20 protein-coding genes and 1 pseudogene are annotated in these 17213 nt (G+C 44.4%); 4 read left to right on the top strand and 17 right to left on the bottom strand.

Going from position 1 to position 17213, the window contains the following annotated elements; genetic code table 11:
• Nucleotides 1-46: 46 nt before the first annotated feature.
• The 9 genes from rsbU to acpS form a co-directional block, all read right to left on the bottom strand.
• Nucleotides 47-1054 (bottom strand): phosphoserine phosphatase RsbU, encoded by a 1008-nt coding sequence (rsbU, locus tag NST56_RS02680; protein WP_010333117.1) that lies wholly within the window; start codon nt 1052-1054, stop codon nt 47-49.
• An 11-nt stretch (nt 1055-1065) separates the two neighbouring features.
• Nucleotides 1066-1467: a serine/threonine-protein kinase RsbT gene (gene rsbT / locus NST56_RS02675; protein WP_010333116.1), complete on the bottom strand. Its 402-nt coding sequence runs from the start codon at nt 1465-1467 to the stop codon at nt 1066-1068.
• Nucleotides 1468-1470: 3 nt separating this feature from the next.
• The gene (rsbS, locus tag NST56_RS02670) at nt 1471-1836 is read right to left on the bottom strand and encodes an RsbT antagonist protein RsbS (protein WP_010333115.1); all 366 of its coding nucleotides are present in this window, start codon (nt 1834-1836) and stop codon (nt 1471-1473) included.
• A 4-nt stretch (nt 1837-1840) separates the two neighbouring features.
• Nucleotides 1841-2665 carry an RsbT co-antagonist protein RsbRA gene (gene rsbRA / locus NST56_RS02665; RefSeq protein WP_081720860.1) on the bottom strand — a complete coding sequence of 275 codons (825 nt, stop codon included), beginning with the start codon at nt 2663-2665 and terminating at the stop codon, nt 1841-1843.
• A gap of 116 nt (nt 2666-2781) precedes the next feature.
• Entirely contained in the window at nt 2782-3132 is a 351-nt protein-coding gene (gene ndoA, locus NST56_RS02660; RefSeq protein ID WP_003156187.1) for a type II toxin-antitoxin system endoribonuclease NdoA, read from the bottom strand.
• 4 nt (nt 3133-3136) lie between these two features.
• Nucleotides 3137-3418, bottom strand: coding sequence for a type II toxin-antitoxin system antitoxin EndoAI (gene endB, locus NST56_RS02655; protein ID WP_003225183.1), 282 nt, complete (start codon nt 3416-3418; stop codon nt 3137-3139).
• Between the two features lie 117 nt (nt 3419-3535).
• Nucleotides 3536-4705, bottom strand: a complete 1170-nt coding sequence (gene alr, locus NST56_RS02650) for an alanine racemase (protein WP_168746988.1) — start codon at nt 4703-4705, stop codon at nt 3536-3538.
• 116 nt (nt 4706-4821) lie between these two features.
• Entirely contained in the window at nt 4822-5838 is a 1017-nt protein-coding gene (locus NST56_RS02645) for an outer membrane lipoprotein carrier protein LolA (RefSeq protein ID WP_081720864.1), read from the bottom strand.
• A gap of 165 nt (nt 5839-6003) precedes the next feature.
• A complete protein-coding gene (gene acpS, locus NST56_RS02640; protein ID WP_339179763.1) occupies nt 6004-6369 on the bottom strand; it encodes a holo-ACP synthase in 366 nt (121 codons plus the stop codon).
• A gap of 94 nt (nt 6370-6463) precedes the next feature.
• Here acpS and NST56_RS02635 point away from each other — a divergent pair, with 94 nt between their 5' ends.
• Nucleotides 6464-7063: a rhomboid family intramembrane serine protease gene (locus NST56_RS02635; RefSeq protein WP_339179761.1), complete on the top strand. Its 600-nt coding sequence runs from the start codon at nt 6464-6466 to the stop codon at nt 7061-7063.
• Here NST56_RS02635 and NST56_RS02630 read toward each other — a convergent pair.
• The 5 genes from NST56_RS02630 to NST56_RS02610 form a co-directional block, all read right to left on the bottom strand.
• Nucleotides 7060-8541 (bottom strand): PH domain-containing protein, encoded by a 1482-nt coding sequence (locus tag NST56_RS02630; RefSeq protein ID WP_339179758.1) that lies wholly within the window; start codon nt 8539-8541, stop codon nt 7060-7062. The two genes, NST56_RS02635 and NST56_RS02630, sit on opposite strands and share 4 nt — an antisense overlap.
• Nucleotides 8531-9010 (bottom strand): PH domain-containing protein, encoded by a 480-nt coding sequence (locus tag NST56_RS02625; RefSeq protein WP_010333108.1) that lies wholly within the window; start codon nt 9008-9010, stop codon nt 8531-8533. The genes NST56_RS02630 and NST56_RS02625 overlap by 11 nt, the downstream gene beginning before the upstream one ends.
• A 181-nt stretch (nt 9011-9191) precedes the next feature.
• Nucleotides 9192-10676, bottom strand: a complete 1485-nt coding sequence (cshA, locus tag NST56_RS02620; RefSeq protein ID WP_168746984.1) for an ATP-dependent RNA helicase CshA — start codon at nt 10674-10676, stop codon at nt 9192-9194.
• A 422-nt stretch (nt 10677-11098) separates the two neighbouring features.
• Nucleotides 11099-12472, bottom strand: coding sequence for a UDP-N-acetylmuramoyl-tripeptide--D-alanyl-D-alanine ligase (gene murF, locus NST56_RS02615; RefSeq protein WP_339179754.1), 1374 nt, complete (start codon nt 12470-12472; stop codon nt 11099-11101).
• A 74-nt stretch (nt 12473-12546) separates the two neighbouring features.
• Complete coding sequence (locus NST56_RS02610) at nt 12547-13632, bottom strand: D-alanine--D-alanine ligase (protein ID WP_168746982.1); 1086 nt, start codon at nt 13630-13632, stop codon at nt 12547-12549.
• A gap of 153 nt (nt 13633-13785) precedes the next feature.
• Between NST56_RS02610 and NST56_RS02605 the strand changes: the two genes are divergently transcribed.
• The gene (locus NST56_RS02605) at nt 13786-14106 is read left to right on the top strand and encodes a thioredoxin family protein (RefSeq protein WP_010333104.1); all 321 of its coding nucleotides are present in this window, start codon (nt 13786-13788) and stop codon (nt 14104-14106) included.
• A 14-nt stretch (nt 14107-14120) separates the two neighbouring features.
• Here NST56_RS02605 and NST56_RS02600 read toward each other — a convergent pair whose 3' ends face one another.
• Complete coding sequence (locus NST56_RS02600; RefSeq protein ID WP_286059017.1) at nt 14121-14993, bottom strand: cation diffusion facilitator family transporter; 873 nt, start codon at nt 14991-14993, stop codon at nt 14121-14123.
• Nucleotides 14994-15242: 249 nt separating this feature from the next.
• Between NST56_RS02600 and NST56_RS02595 the strand changes: the two are divergent.
• Both NST56_RS02595 and fbpB read left to right on the top strand, forming a co-directional pair.
• Nucleotides 15243-15408: pseudogene (locus NST56_RS02595) on the top strand (Fur-regulated basic protein FbpA).
• Nucleotides 15395-15541, top strand: coding sequence for a Fur-regulated basic protein FbpB (fbpB, locus tag NST56_RS02590; protein ID WP_010333101.1), 147 nt, complete (start codon nt 15395-15397; stop codon nt 15539-15541). The pseudogene NST56_RS02595 and the gene fbpB overlap by 14 nt, the downstream one beginning before the upstream one ends.
• A 29-nt stretch (nt 15542-15570) precedes the next feature.
• On the opposite strand, the gene NST56_RS02585 is transcribed toward fbpB, so the two are convergent.
• Entirely contained in the window at nt 15571-16713 is a 1143-nt protein-coding gene (locus tag NST56_RS02585) for an acyl-CoA dehydrogenase family protein (protein WP_339179748.1), read from the bottom strand.
• A gap of 128 nt (nt 16714-16841) precedes the next feature.
• A complete protein-coding gene (locus NST56_RS02580; protein ID WP_003225151.1) occupies nt 16842-17177 on the bottom strand; it encodes a hypothetical protein in 336 nt (111 codons plus the stop codon).
• Nucleotides 17178-17213: the final 36 nt, after the last annotated feature.

Raw genomic sequence — 17213 nt, 5'->3', positions numbered from 1 at the left:
TTATCCTTTAAATAACTAGTAGTTATATACCCACGGCCGGCGAACGCTAAACCTTTCTTCTTAAAACAATTAACGTAAAATCATCATGAAGCTGAAAATCCTGCAATTTGAGGAGGCTGTCATAAATGTTTTTCACCATTTCCTGGGCATCGCAACACATATGTTCCTCAATGAGCTTCTGTATATCGTGACGCTCCAAGAAACCGTTTTCCGTCCTGCATTCTGTAACACCGTCAGAAAATAAAACAATCATATCTCCCTTTTCAAGTTGCTTGTCAAATTGCCTGTAGTCATAATCTTGCGAAATTCCGAGGACCAGCCCTTTAGCATCTAAATCATAAAATGTATTATCTTTTTGAGAATAGTAAAATCCTGGTTCATGTCCCGCTGAAGCGTATGTAAATCGATGATTGTCCGTATTGTAATTGGCATAAAACATCGTAATAAACATACTGGCATCAACGTTTTGTTCAACAACGCGATTCAAGTTTTTCAGCACCTGTGATGGGTGAATGCCTGTTTCCGGCAAAGAATCCATTGCGTATTTAATCATAGACATACATAAAGCTGCCGGAATCCCTTTACCGATGACGTCAGCAATGGCAATATTAATGGACTCTTTGTCTTTAACAAAATGATAATAATCACCGCTCATCTGTTTGGCGGGCACACTGATCGCGCCAATGTCCAGCGCTTCTTCCTCCGGAATTTTTGTTCCTAGAAGCGTCTGCTGTACATTAGCTGCAATTTCAATTTCTGATTTGATTTCCTGCTGTATCCCCCTAAGGGTTTGATGCTCCTGATAAGCCATTCCATATCCAATCATGACTTCAATTAAAAAATCCAGCGAATGAAAAACATCTTCCGGGAGACTTGGATACAGCTCCTTCAGCACTTTTCGGTGAATGCTGATGATTTCTTCCGGAGGAATTTGATGCTCGATTGTTTTTCGGCTGAATTTTTGGGCCTGATATAAAGATGTTTCCGTTAATTCGGCTATATATCGATTAAGCAGCTGATGATACCGCTGCTCAATAACCTCCCTAAAATCCACTTTCTTACCTCCTACCGAAGCCATTTAATGGCTTGTATCTCTGTACCTTCCCCCGTTACGGAATTTAAACTGAATTCATCCATCAGCCTTTTCACACCGGGAAGTCCCGCTCCGAGTCCGCCTGACGTAGAAAACCCGTCTTCCATGACTTTACGGATATCCGGAATCCCCGGCCCTTTGTCTTCCGCTATAATTTTCAGGCCCTTTTTTCCTCTATCCGTGACCTGTTCAATCCCAATCTGGCCCTTGCCGGCATATAAATAAATGTTTCTGGCTAATTCTGATATAGCCGTTGTGATCCTTGCCTGGTCTACCGTGCCGAAACCCAGCTCTTTTGCAACGTTTCGTCCCAGTTGTCTGGCGGCCACAATATCCCATTCTGTCATGATTTTTACACAGGATTGGTCGTTCATTCGCTATTCCCCCAATTCCCGCTTCAATGTCTCAAGCCCCTGCTCTAAGTCGAGCGCAGTTTCGATTTCCTCAAGTGCAATTCCAAGTTCAATCAGCGTAACTGCAACGGCAGGCTGAATGCCGGTTAAGACAACTTTTGCCCCCATTAACTTAGACATTGTAATGACGTCGCCCAGCACTTTAGCGATAAATGAATCTATTATATCTACAGATGTCAGGTCAATCACGACTCCGTTAGCACCTGTTTCATATATTTTATTTAATAAGTCTTCTTGAAAGGTTAATGCGGTTTGATCATCTAGTTCCCATTGAATAGATACTAATAAGCAATTATACAGTTTCAAGATCGGGATTTTCGGATGTCTCACAATGTTATTCCCCCAATGAAACGATTTTTCGATCCGTCATTTCCAATGCTGTTTGAATTCCTTTTTGCAGGGTATTCTTAGTTATAACTTGAGATAAATCAATGCCCAGGTTGACGATTGTCTGAGCAATTTCCGGCCGGATTCCGGCGAGCAGGCATTTCGCTCCGACAAGCCTTACAGCCTCAGACGCCTGAATAATATGGTGGGCAACCATCGTGTCAACGACAGGAACACCTGTAATGTCTATCAACACGACTTGTGACCGGTGTTTAACAACGCCGTTAAGAAGGTTTTCCATAATTCTTTTTGCGCGTTCGGTATCAATTGTTCCGACCAGCGGCATTACGGTGATATTTTCAAACACTGGGATGAGCGGCGCAGATAGCTCCTGCAGCGCAATTTTTTGCAGAGATACTGTTTTTTCCCATGAAATTGAGTATTGGTTAAAAATCTCAGTATTAATCGGGCTGAAAAAGCGGTCGATCTGCCAGATTAATTCCGTACTCTCTTGATCTGGCAATCTCTTATCGTTCATCTTCGTGTAGAGGCGTTTCCAGAATTCAGCTAGCACCGTAGCCAGAAACTTTAAAGAGAGTCCGATTTGAACAGCTCTTAACGCCAGTTCGCTGATTTGGCTTTCAGCAGCACTGTCATCCTTAACAGATGAGAGCAGGATGTCGATATATTCTTTAGATATATTTTCATACACTTGGTGAGTCAGCTGATAGGATTCTTGCTCGCTTAATTCTTTTAGTGTGTCAGTCCACAGTTGGAGCAGTTCATTTTGATTCTCGGCAATGAACTGGTATACAGTCTGGTTCGACATCAAATTCGCTTACCTCCCGATAAAAAACAACATATTTTTTTCGTTATTCCACTATTATATCGTTAATTTTTTTTGAAAACAAAAAAAGTTGCTCTATTTGAGCAACTAGGCAAATATTACTAAAAATCAATGAGTGCCAAACTGATCTGTAAGGCTTCATCAACCTTATCCATCATTTCATCATCCAGATGAGTAATCTTATCCGTTAACCTTTGCTTGTCAATCGTCCGAATTTGCTCCAGCAAAATAACGGAATCTCTTTCAAAACCGTAGCGTTTTGCATCAATTTCGACGTGGGTTGGTAATTTCGCTTTCTGTATTTGGGCTGTTATGGCTGCAACAATAGCAGTTGGGCTGAAGCGATTTCCGATGTCATTTTGGATCACTAAAACCGGGCGCACCCCGCCTTGCTCTGAGCCAACAACAGGAGATAAATCAGCAAAATAAACATCGCCGCGTTTCACAATCAAATGATTATCCTCCGCTGACTAAGCGCTCAACTGTCGTTTCAGCCTCGCACTCCGCAAAGTGAGCCTCGGAAGAAATATTCAGGTTGATCTTCGCCATTTCCATATAGCCGCGTCTCATCAAATCACGGTTGTGACGAGTTGTTCGTTCGCTGACATAGGCTCTCACTGCTTGTGATATCAGTTCGTTTCTGCTTCGTTTCTCCCGCATCGCTACACCATCCAATTCAGCTACTAGGTTTTCGGGCAAGCTGATTTTCATTTCGGTTCTTGCGCTGGATTCAGACAAAAAACATACACCTCCACCAAACTTACGGATACGACTCTTTTATCCATCCAGTGATAATGATACCATTATTCACTCATCAAGCAAAGCTGTTTTAAAAATTCTCTATTGTGATATGAGCTATTTGCTTGCATTCCCCTGCAATAAAGGATTTCTCACTTCCATTATACTCCCATTTTCCAAAAACATACGGGGGACGCGCGAACTTATTGTACAAGCCACCTCGTAGTTAATGGTTTCGAGCCTGCCTGCGATCTCATCCATGGAAATATATTCATCCCCCTGGCGGCCGATTAATGTGACTTTTGTGCCAGGCGGATATTCATGATCCAGCTCCACCATAAATTGGTCCATGCAGATTCGGCCGGCGATTTTCAGCCGTTTTCCTTTCACGAGTATCTCTGTTCCCTTTAATTTGCGGAGCCAGCCGTCCGCATAGCCAACGGGCACCGTTCCGATCCACGTGTCTTTTTCCGCTGTGTATTCCGCCCCGTAGCTGACACTTTCCCCTTTGTGTACTTTTTTGACATGCGACAGGGTCGAATGCAGGGTGAATGCGGGTCGCAGTTTAAACGGGATTTCATCGGTAATTTCCGCTGACGGACGAAGGCCGTACATGCCGATGCCAAATCTGACCGCGTTAAAAAAGCCTTTTTTCAGACGCAGTCCGGCGGCGCTGTTGGCGCAGTGAACCATCAGTTTCTTTAAAGGCAGAGGAGCAATCAATTCTTTAAAGCGTTCAAACTGCATCAAAAAGTAGCCTCTTTGTTTTTCATCAGCAGTCGCAAAATGAGTGAAGACCCCTTTGCATTTCAAGCCCGGATTTCGCTCCAGGATTGTCATCACGTGATGAATCTCTTCTTCTGTTTTCACGCCGAGCCTGTTCATTCCCGTATCGACTTTCAGATGAAAATGAAGAGAAGCTTTCTTGAGGTGGCGAGCAGCTTCTTGAAGCCATTCAACAGAATACCCCGTTAAAGTCACGTCGTATTCCGCTGCGATTTTCACATACTCTGGAGGAACCGCACCGAGCACCAATATCGGCGCTGTCAGGCCCCGCTGGCGAAGAGAAATCGCTTCATCCAAGATCGCCACGGCTAAGCATGAAGCACCTGCCTCAAGAGCAGCCTTCGCTACTTCTGCATCCCCATGTCCATAGGCATTTGCTTTCACAACCGCCATCAGGTGGACCTGTTCACCAATGTGTTTTTTCATATTACTGACATTTTCTTTAATCGCGGACAGATCAATTTCCGCCCACGTGTCTCTGTAAAAAGGTTTTGTGCTCATTTATGACACTTCCTAGCGTTTATTCAATATCATTTACATATCATACTAAAATTATAGGGCAAAGTGAAATTCTGCCTGACGAAAAAAAGGCCAAATTGTATTCGGCCTTTAGGAGATTATTTGGATGATTGTCCCTGCATGCTTTTGGCGACTGTCACCATCTCCTCTTGTGACAGATCTTTAGATGACAGAAGATAATCTACGCCTTCGTAAGTCCATGTTAGCGAGGCATCTGATAAGGCGCCGATTGTGTAGCCAAGATTAACCGGTTCCGCGTTCAGCGTAACTGAGGAGGAAGCTTTCGCAACCTGGGCTTTTTCCTGAATCAAGGTAAACGATTTTTCTCCGCCGTAAGTCATGATGACGCGCTTGCCATCTTCCGTTGAAATATCTTTTTCTTCAAGCAGTTTTACGCCTAGCGGCAGTTCGAGCGGCGTTTTAACGGCAAAAGAGTCGGAAGGTTTCGCGCTAGTGGCAACATCCATTTGAGAAAGGGTCATATTTTTCTTTTCGTCAAAGGACTCTTTATCAAATTGCTTATTGAATTGGAAGCTGCTGAACTCTACTTTCACCATCACTTTTCGGTCGGTATCCATGACTTTGACAGATAACGGGCTCATGTCCTTCTTGTTAAATGTGATTTCTTGTGTCGGAAGCATTTTGTTATGCTGATAGTTCGTTTTTGTTTCAAATACGTATTTTGATTCTTTTGAAGTGAAGACTGCATCCGAATCGTTTTGAATATCCTTCACTAGCGATTCAAACAAATAGACTTGGCTGCTGTTGTTTGGCCAGTCGCTTTGAAATCTGAAGCTCTTATTTAAAGACGGTGTGAGAACAAATACTCCGTTTTCGTTTCGTAAAATGACTTGGTTTTGGTCCTTTTTCGGATTTTCCAGATAGACCCGATACAGAGACGGTTTTTTGTGCCAGATTTCCACATTGTATACTTGCGGGTCACTCCCTGTCTCAATGGTCATTTTTGCTTTTGCTTTGTACGAGGTATATTCTTTCGCCTTCTCGTCCAGCCCGGTAACGACATCTTCCTGTGATTTTTGTCCGCAGGCAGAAAGAATAAGGACAGCCAGCAGTCCCGTTAAAAGCAAAACAAAGCTTTTTCTCACCTTTTTCAACCCCTTTTTCTCAATTGATGTAAAAGGAAGAAATCGCTTGTTTGACTTTAACGGTACGCTCGGTAAACGTTTAAACAGAACAGAGGCGTACCATAAAAGCCTCAAACAACTCGTCTCCCTTAATGCATTATCAAATATATGAGAGGGGTGTCCCTAATATGCAGACTAGCTTGACAACCTTTCAATGACAACCTGTGCAGCCGCATATTCCTTCGTATGAGTGATCGATACATGAACGGTGGCTTGGCTCAGCTTTGCGCAAACAATAAAAGGTTTGCCATTCGAATCTTTTGTGATTTCAATGTCATGAAAGCTTAGGTTCTTGCCTATTCCTGTGCCGTATGCTTTCGAAAAAGCTTCTTTTGCCGCAAATCTTCCTGCAAGAAATTCAATTTTTCTTTTCTCAGAAAGCTCCTGATACTGAGCAAACTCGCCGCCTGTTAAAATGCGCTCGGCAAATCGTTTCTGGCGATCAGCCATTGAAGCGATCCGCTTAAGTTCAATGATGTCCAATCCTATACCGTAAATCATATTTTACAACCTCCTTTGCCCTCGTACTATTTGAATGGTTTGTCTCATAAACGTGTTACTATAGAAATACCAAATTGAAGAAATGGGGCTCGGCATGTTTATACGGACTGAAAACTTTCAAACCTTTGTCAGGCTTTATCCCATTGTCACCTTTATATTGGCTGTTCAAGCCGTTCTCTGGCTGTTCTTTTCACTTCCTGTTCCTTCAGTCGCGTTGTGGAGAGACGCTCTCACAGGCTATAACCTTGGCGTCGCTAACGGAGAATGGTGGCGGCTGGTCACGCCGATTTTCCTTCACGCAGGGTTTACCCATCTGCTGTTTAATTCAATGTCCATCTTTTTATTTGCACCGGCTCTGGAACGAATGCTTGGAAAAGCGCGTTTCCTTCTTGTGTATGCAGGCTCCGGAATGATCGGAAACATCGGCACGTATTTTACAGAACCGCTGGATTATCTGCATGTCGGGGCTTCTGGCGCGATTTTCGGGCTGTTCGGCGTTTATCTGTTTATGGTTCTTTTTCGTAAAGAGCTGATCGGACAGGACAATTCCAAAATGATTCTCACATTGCTTGCCTTTGCCGTTCTCATGTCGTTTATCAACTCCAATATTAACATGATGGCCCACCTGTTTGGACTTTGCGGCGGGTTTCTCCTGTCTTTTTTATGTGTACAAAAAAAAGAGCGGCGGTATTAACCGTCCGCTTTTTCATATGAGTACCAATTTAAAATGAAATCTGCATCCTCTTCTCCCACATCTCTCACCGTTAATTCTTCCATATGGCTCGACGATTTTACCGAGGTGGAAAGGGTATACAGCTTCCCCTTCTTTTGAAAATAAGATTGGCTCGCCTTGCATACCTGCATTCGCTTTCTCAACACAATTGCAGTCGTTCTGCCGATAAACCTCGATGTCAGCTGGAGACGGTCTCCGCTGATTACCCAGGCCGCATCCTTATAGGCAAGATACCCGAAAAACAACTCAATCGGCAGCAGAACAATCGAGAAATAGCCCCATGGCTGGAAGAAAATACAGAGTGGAATGATTAAAAAAATGGAGAAAATGGTTGAGCGGAATAAGTACCGCTTCAATGCGCGCCGCGGCAGATGGCGGCGATTTTCTTCCAGCGTGTATTCCGGCGTAAAAGTACGCAGCATGCCGGGAAGCTTTTTTTTGTGAATCATCGGAAACAGAATGGTCGAAGCGCCCTCTGCTTTTTCCGAGTCTCCTCCGCCGCCCGCGCTGACGATTGACACCGTCGCAAAACCGAAAAGCTGGCGGATGATGTTTTCTTTTATTTTGATGGCTTGTATTTTGCGAAGCGGTATGGTGACTTGGTGTTTTTCAATAATACCCCTTGAGATCACCAATTCCTGCTCTTTTTTAATGATTTGAAAGTTAGCATATTTGAACATCATGCCGGCTATGCTGAGAATCCAGGTGATAAATAAACCGATAAAGATAAGCACGGCGTATATGCCTATGTTGGCGTGCTGCAGAAAGGAGAATTTCCCGAAGAGCCAATCCATCGGCAGCACCTCGTCCAGCTGAGAAATAAGCGCAAATACAGCAGAGATAATTACGCCGATCCCTCCAGATGTTGAAGCGGCCATGAGTAATTCTTTTGCATTCATGCTGTAGCTCACCTGCGGCTCCGCATCCGGGACCGCCTCTTTAGCTTCTGACAGGCCTTCCTCAGTATCGATTGAATGTCTTTCTGCTTTTTTCTTAAATACGGCTTCTTTAATTCTTTCAGCTTCTTCAACTGAAATAGCCGATAATACCGCTTCCGCCTCTTTGCCGCCTCCAGCCGTTTCAATTTGCAGTTTGACAAGCTTGAAAATTTGCTGGACCACTCCCGCACTCGTATTCATTGTCTGAATCCGGTCAATCGATATGTACCTCTTTTTCGTTACAAACAAGCCTTCTTCGATTCTAAATTCATCATCGTCGATTCGATAGGAAAACTTTCTCCATTTGATAATGCTTGCTGCCACCAGCCAGATGAACAAAACGCCGAGCGCGATGGCTCCGTAAAAACGGACAGTGTGATTAGAGTTGACGATATACACAAAAAAGAATGGCAGAATGATATTTTTTATCGTTTGAATAATGGTATGGGATAAATTCAAAATGACTGCCGCCGGGTGAAGGCGCTTCGGTTCAGACATCATCGTCAGTCACCCTTGCCAGGCGCGAAATGGAGTCTCTCAGCTGATCCGCTTCCTTCATTTCTAAAGCAGGAATCGAATGCACAGTTGCAGCCGTAAAAATCTTCACTGTTGCCAGATTGTATTTTCTTAATAACGGCCCTTGTGAGGTGTCTACGTGCTGGACCCTGACCATCGGTACAATCACGCGTGTCACAACAAAGATACCCGATTGAATGTCTATTTCATTTTCATGAACCTCGTAACGCCACACTTTGTGCCGGACCTTTGGAATCAGATAAACCGTCACGACCGAACCCAGCAGCCAAACTGCGCCGAGCACGCCGCTGATCCAGTACGGCCAATGAAAAAAATAACTTAACACTGCAACTGCTATGACAATAAGCAAGCAGACAGCGGATATCATTATCTCCTGAAGTCGCCAAACCTTTAATCCGTCTGGACTGATTTGGTTTTTTGGCTGCTCTCTCAAAATACCTACCTCCCGTTTTTATCATCGTTACTTATACGCACTTATGCAGAAAAAGTTTCATCTTTAAGCATACATAGAATAAACGGTTCCGTCAGCTGAAAGTTTGCTTAATGGTCATGCATTTGAACATAAAAAAAGCCCAAAACAACTCATGTTTTAGGCTCTTATATTCTTTACAGAATTAGTATGATTTTTTCTGGCGTCTGTCACCTGAAGAACGGCGATCGCTTGAACGCTTTTTATCATAGGAAGAACGGTTGTTGCTTTTCCCTTTACCGCCACGGTAGCCGCCGCCTTGTCCGTCTCTGCGTTTAGAAGTGCGTTGGTTTTTGTAGCGTTTGCCGATCATCGGCGCTTCGTCTGTTAAGCGAACAGGCGTGCTATCCGGCTCTTTTGTAGCCATTTTGATAGCTGCTGCAACCACTGTCACTGCATCATGATCTTCAAGCAGCTCAGCTGCCGCTGTCATGTAGAAGTTCAAGTTGTTTTCGCTGATTGTCGTACGAAGACGATCAACTGTAACCTGCTGCTGGCCTTCTAACGCTTCATCTAGTGTCGGCTCTTTCATGCGGTCCATTTTGCGTTTCGTTGTTTGTTCAATTGCGCGAAGCATGCTTATCTCACGCGGTGTGATAAACGTCATCGCCATACCTGTTTTTCCTGCGCGGCCTGTTCTTCCGATACGGTGAACATAGCTTTCAGGATCTTGAGGCACGTCGAAGTTGTACACGTGTGTAACACCTGAGATATCGAGTCCGCGAGCTGCAACATCAGTTGCAACAAGTACTTCGATTGCACCTTCTTTAAATTTGCGAAGGGCAACCATACGTTTCGCCTGCGTTAAATCACCGTGAATTCCTTCAGCTGCATATCCGCGAAGGTTCAGGGCTTCTGCCAGTTCATCAACACGGCGTTTGGTACGTCCGAATACAATCGCAAGCTCAGGAGACTGAATGTCAAGAAGACGAGTCAGTGTGTCGAACTTTTTACGTTCCTGCACTTCCAAATAGAACTGCTGAATGTTAGAAACAGTCATTTCTTTTGCTTTTACTTTTACGTGTTCAGGCTCAGTCATGAAACGCTCTGCAATGCGTTTGATCGGCGCTGGCATCGTAGCTGAGAACAGAAGCGTCTGATGCTCGCTCGGCACATTTGAGAGAATAGATTCAATGTCGTCGATGAACCCCATATTCAGCATTTCATCCGCTTCATCCATTACAACTGTATTTACATTGTTTAAACGAATCGTGCGGCGGTTAATGTGGTCAAGAAGACGTCCCGGTGTTCCGACAATGACATGCGGATTTTTCTTTAACGCCCGGATTTGTCGTCCAATATCCTGCCCACCGTAAATAGGAAGAACTTTCGCACGTTTATCTTGTCCGATTTTATATAATTCTTCAGATACTTGAATGGCTAGTTCACGGGTTGGTGCGATTACGATTGCTTGAATATTAGGAGACTCGGGGTTAATTTTCTCAACAAGGGGTATACCAAACGCAGCTGTTTTACCTGTACCTGTTTGCGCTTGTCCAATGACATCTTTATTTGAAAGTCCGAGCGGAATCGTTTGTGCCTGAATCGGCGTTGCTTCTTCAAATCCCATACGGTTAATTGCCTTCATGAGATCAGAACTTAATTGAAAATCTTGAAACGTTATAGTCAAATTATTCAAACTCCTTCTAATTGCTGTTTCAGTAATGTCGTGATTTACCACTTAAAAACTGCCCTCCATGGAAAAAGGACAGGATCCTTACGTATACAAAGCCCGAATTACTTTAAGTTTTATCTTACCATTACACTACTTGTTTTTCAATAACGCGGTAAGCAGATCAGCATTTTGAATGCGCTCGCTGACCTGCTAACCAAATATGCCGGACATGCCCAATCCCGCTCCTTGTGTCCGCGGAAAACCTAAGGTCAGCGGATGGCGGTCCGTACACATATTTTCGTATCGCGAAATAAACCTGTCATTATTGTACCATAGCCTGAGCCAGTCATACATAAATTATTTCGGGCCGGCATACATTAGTGTCTGCACATCATTTTTATTTTATGATTGCAATCTGCTTTTTTCCGCAGGATTTTTTAAGAAAACGGGCTCTCCATTAAATCTTTAACGATTTCTTCAAGCTTCATACCTCTTGACGCTTTGAATAAAATCAAATCTCCCTTTGCCGCTTTATTCTTCAGGGCCTGAGTAAGCTCTTTTTTCTCGCTGAAGTGGCTGACGCGCTCTTTATCAAAATGTTCCATCGCACCTTCCGCGATAAATGCCCCAAGTTTGCCATACGTAAAGACGTGGTCAATTTTGTCCGGGCTGATCACAGCGCCGCATTCTTTATGGAACGTTTCTTCAAGATCGCCGAGTTCAAGCATGTCTCCGAGCACGACCATTTTCTTCCCGTATCCTTCAAGGCTTTCTGTCAATTGGATCGCAGCCTTCATCGACGTCGGGCTCGCGTTATAAGCGTCATTAATAATAGAAATGCCGCTGTCTGTTTTCATCAATTCAAGTCTCATGCCGGTAACCTTCAGGCTGCTTAATCCTTTTGCCGCATCCTCAGGCGTGATGCCGAAATAAACCCCTGCGGCGATTGCCGCCATGGCGTTCATTACATTATGCTTGCCTAGTATAGGGATAAAAAACGTTTTTTCTATGCCTTTGATCGTAAAATGGGTCCCCGCTTCACTCTGGCTGACATCCTGCAGCTGATAATCGTTTTGCACTCCAGTACCATATGTTTTCGTTTGGCAGCTGTAAGCCTTTTGCAAAAGCGGTTCGTCTCCGATATAAATCAGCACACCGTCTTCTTTCAGGCCGTTGATAATTTCCAGTTTCGCTTCCGCGATGCCTTCTCTTGAACCAAGATCCTGCATGTGGGATTCGCCGATATTTGTTATCACTGCCGCATCCGGATTTGCCAAGCGCGTCAGAAGGTCAATTTCTCCTTTTGCGCTCATTCCCATTTCCAATACGGCAATTTCTGTATCTTCAGGCATCGCTAACACTGTAAGCGGCAGCCCGATATGATTGTTGAAATTTCCTCCTGTTTTATGGACGCGGTACCGCGTTTGCAGGACAGCGTGAATCATGTCTTTGGTCGTCGTTTTGCCGTTGCTTCCTGTTACTCCGATGACACGTGTGCCGAGCTCCTGTAAATAGGCTTTTGCAAGCTGCTGGAGCGCTGACAAAGTATCTTCCACTAAAATCACGGCTTGATTCTCGGGCGGATTGGGTTCAGAGCGGTTCCACAGAACGGCAGACACACCAGCTTCAAAAGCTTGCGGCACAAAAGTGTGGCCGTTAAAATGTTCCCCTTTCAGCGGGATGAAAAGCTGATTGCTTTCCAGCTTTCTTGTATCTGTAGCTACTCCATGAATGACTGTATTTTCATATTGCGGGTTTGTTAGTGTGCCTTTGACCATTTCGGCAATTTGCTTTACGGTTCGCTTAATCAAGTAAGGTCACTCTCTTTCTTTTGGTGGTATACGGGAAAAGACACTGCCCTTTTACCGGCAGTGTCAGTTTCCATTTAGAATGTATGTTTAATCAATTGTTTTTCAGCGTGGCGTTCTTTAGCCAGCTCTACAAGCTGTTCAATGAGGTCAGCGTATTCCACTCCGGCTTCTTTCCAGAGAAGCGGGAACATGCTGAACGGTGTAAAACCAGGCATCGTGTTTACTTCATTGATCAGCACTTCGCCGTCAGCTGTCAGGAAAAAGTCCGCTCTGACAAGTCCTGAGCCGTCAATTGATTTAAACGCTCTGATGGCCATCTCACTGATTTTCGCGTATTCCTCATCTGTTACAGACGCAGGAATAATCAGATCGGTGTCTCCATCCTCGTATTTCGCTTTGTAATCGTAGAAATCTGTCTTAGGTGCGATTTCTCCTACTGCAGAGCATTTAGGATCATCATTTCCGAGAACGCCGATTTCAATTTCGCGGCCGTTGATGCCTTCTTCTACCACGACTTTCCGATCATATTGGAACGCAAGCTCAAATGCTTTTTGCAGTTCTTCACGATTGCGGCATTTGCTGATCCCGACGCTTGATCCAAGGTTGGCCGGCTTCACGAAGCAAGGGTAGCCCAATTCTTGTTCTACCTGCTCGCAGCTTTCTTCTGGAGAACGAGTCCAGTCTTTTTTAAGGAAGGCTGTGTATTTCGCCTGTGCAAGGCCGGCTTGCGCAAACAAATGCTTCATGACTACTTTATCCATACCAGCTGAGGAAGCGAGCACGCCGTTGCCGACATAAGGAATATTTAAAAGTTCAAGCATTCCCTGAATCGTTCCGTCCTCTCCGTTCGGGCCATGCAGGAGCGGGAATACGACATCAATTGCTTCATTTTGCTGTGATACTTCCTGCGGAAACATCTCCTGGTTGAGAGCAGATGGAGAAAAAGCGGTTCCGCCCTGCTCAAGCTGAAGCATTTTTACGTTGGAAACAGGCTCTGTTAAACGTGCGCCTCTTATCCATTCGCCTTTTTCAGTTATATAAATTGGATGTATATCAAACTTCTCAGTATTTAGCGCTTTTGTTACAGCCAGAGCTGTCTGAAGCGAAACATTATGTTCGGCTGACTTACCGCCGTACACTAATCCTAGACTTGTTTTCAATGGATACTCCCCCCACTACAATTCATCTTTACTATCTTATCACTTTCACAAGAAAATGATCTAATTATTTTTGGGCATGTTGAAGCTGAATGCATTTGTATGTAATTCCTTTTTATTTTATATTAAAATGGCATTGAAAAGGAGATGTGACATATGAAAAAAATCACAACAAAAGAACAATTTAATGAACTGATTCAATCTGATAAAGAAATAATTGTAAAGTTTTATGCTGATTGGTGCCCTGACTGCACACGCATGAATATGTTCATCGGCGATATTTTGGAAACGTATAATCAAAACGATTGGTACGAGCTGAATAAGGACGAGCTTCCTGAACTGGCTGAAACATATCAGGTGATGGGTATTCCAAGCCTGCTCATTTTCAAAAATGGAGAGAAAACAGGCCATCTTCACAGCGCCAATGCCAAAACGCCTGAAGAAGTGACTGAATTTCTATCAGAACATATAAGCTAATTCGATAAGCAGCCCTATTTTGTGTCGTCGGGCTCTACGTGAACATGAACATGAGTGACATCGTGTTCATGTTTTATTTTGTTTTCCACCTCATCTGCGACCCCGTGGCCTTCCTCTACTGTCAGCTTCGGATCAACTGTAATGACCATCTCTATATGTACTGTGCTGCCCAAGTATCGCGCTTTCACATCCTTAAGACGATGCACATTTTCTATCCGGCCGACAGTCTGTTTATAAGGTTCAAGGTCCTTCAAGTGAAACCCGTCCGTTAATGAATGCGAAGCGTCTTTGAAGATATCCCAGGCTGTCTTACAAATGATGATTCCGATCACAAAAGCCGTAACCGGGTCTATCCAAGCCAGCTGCAGCTGGGAAGAAAAAACACCGATAAATGCTCCGGCACTGACAAATGCGTCTGACCTGCTGTCCTTCGCCGCCGCCATAAGTGCAGAGCTTTTAATGGATGCTGCGAGCCTTTTGTTATATAAATAGATGCCGTACATAAACACCGCACTGCCTAAAGCTGTCCACGCCGCGATAAGGCTTGGCGTTTCTGAGGTGCCGCCCGCAATCGCTTTTCCTCCGCCGATTAACACTTCAATCCCGACAACCATCATAATAAAAGACGCAATAAGGGACGAAATTGTTTCAGCCCGATAATGGCCATATGGATGGTCGCTGTCAGCCGGCCTTTGGGAAATTCGCAGTCCGATCAGCACCGCTATTGACGCCACAATATCTGTCCCATTGTTTAATCCGTCTGCTCTCAGTGCTTCAGAATGATACAATATTCCGATTGTCAGCTTAACAGCAGCAAGAATGATATATGCCAAAATATTGAGGAGTGCTCCTTTTTCTCCCTTTTTAAGATTATCTGTCCTCCCCATTGAATACCAGCCTCCATTCTATTACATAGTATGGTTAAAAACATGAAAAATAGCAGCATCGGTTCTTAACGGGAAGGGAAATTTCGACAGCAAATTATTGCCCGGGAAACTTTTTGTCGATATGTTGAAGGTTTGCTTACTTACGAAAGAATAGGACTGTTTTCACCTTTACAGGCTGTGGTGGACATTGTATACTGGTGTTAATTGATAATGATTATCAATATCGATTGATTGGAGGTTGGTGACACAATGACACCTCAGTCTGCAGAAATCAGAAAAAAACATCTCATTCATCTGTTAATACAGAATGGTATATACAAAAAGTCAACGCGACATTTATATGAATTGTCGCTGATGGAGCTGGAAAGGGAATATCAAACATTGTCAGGAGGCGCCAGGGCATGCCAAAGCGTAAAATAAAAACCTACCAACAGCTGATCCAGGAAAACAAAGAGGCGATCATGGGCAATCCAAAGCTGATGAACGTCATTTACGACAGAATTGACCGCAAGCATCAGAAGAATCTCCAGGAACAAAACAATACATAAAAAAAGAGCCCGCAAAGGCTCTTTTTTATTTAATGAAAGGCTTCTGCGGCCAGCTTTTGAATAACCGCGTCGTCCATCGGCGGGTTATGGAGACCTGCGCGCACATCCCGGTAATAGCGCTGAAGCGGGTTGGTGCGTTCAAGGCTTTTGGCCCCGACAATTCTCATCGCTTTGTCTACAACAGAAAGCGCGGCGTTTGTAACGATATGTTTTGCCGCACCGAGCTCATTCTTCAAGTAAGGGCGGCGCTCCGGATCGTCATACAATTCAGCCGCATGAAAGAGAAAATGCTTGGCATTCAGCAGTTCAAGTTCCATTTCGCCTGTTCTTTGCTGAACGGCCGGAACATCCTTGATCGGCCCCTTCAAACTATTTGGCGAATACTCGGAGGCAAAACGCACCGCATAGTCTCTGGCCGCCTGAGCCACACCAAGATAAACCGCCGGAATATGGAGCAGCCAGCCGTTTGGCTTTGCTCCCCGCGGCCCTTGAAGCAGTTCCACCAGTTTATTATCATCGAGCGTTACCTCGTTTAATACAAGATCATGGCTGCCAGTAGCCCGCATCGCCATCATATCCCATGTTTCTTCAATTGTTACACCAGGATCATTTTTATGAACCAACACCACACCTGTTGTTTGTTTTTCTTCAATCCATGCCGTTACTAAAAAATAATCAAGCGCTTGCGACATTGTCGTAAACGTTTTTCTTCCATTCACCACCCATTTGCCGTCCTTTTTGACGGCAGCAGTCCCGGGGCGCCCTCCCCTGGTCGGGCTCCCGGTTTTCGCTTCTGTCGCCGCTCTATTGATCACGGCGCCGTTTTGAACTTCCTTTGCGATAAACGCAAACACATCTTCATCCCAGCTGTTTCCTTCCCCGAGCTCTCCCATCACGCTTAAATGCCAGCCGATGCTCAGAGCTGCAGGTGCATCTCCCCGTGCAAGCCGCTCTTGAAAAAGCAGCATATCATAAACAGATATTCCTGCTCCTCCATGGGATTTCGGCACGGTTATCGCCGTATATCCCGAATCACGCAGTTTCTGGATTTTTTCGGCAGGAAATCGTCCCTGTTCATCATCCTCAGCGGCTGTTTGCTGAAATTCATCCGCTAGCTGTCCTATTTTCTCTATCCATTGCCGCTGTTTTTCGTTCCGTACAAATAATGACATCCGGCAGCCCCCCATTTTTTCAATTCCGATAAATTTAATATGTATTATAGATTTCCAGCCTTGATTCCGCAACTGTTAACATTTTGTCCACTATAGAAAAACACGCCGTTCCCAAGGGAACAGCGTGTTTAAACCGGATTTGCATCCCGGTCTTGTTTCATACCGAGATAAATAAGCATATAAGTCAGGTAACCCATTGTCATGACCAATCCGCCGAAGAAAAAACTTGAGAAGATCGGCTCTTCAAAGGCCGTAACTGCCGCAAGCACAATCCAGCTTGCATACAGATAAATGATAAAATAACGGATACCCGTCTTCATTTTATATATCATGTACAGCCCCACGAGAGAAAACAACCCCAGCGCGAGCCTGAAATACACAAGATGTTCAAACTGGAACATAAATGACACAAATGAGAATCCAAGCAGCAATACAATCGGTAAAGCGGTAATAAAGTTTCTCAATTCGAGACACCTCCGTCAGTACCTTTATTATAAACC

Source organism: Bacillus sp. FSL R5-0560 (genome assembly GCF_037966305.1).
Lineage (GTDB): Bacteria > Bacillota > Bacilli > Bacillales > Bacillaceae > Bacillus > Bacillus mojavensis.
The sequence above is the reverse complement of the archived record's forward strand: the minus strand, read 5'-3'. Positions and strand labels throughout refer to the sequence as shown.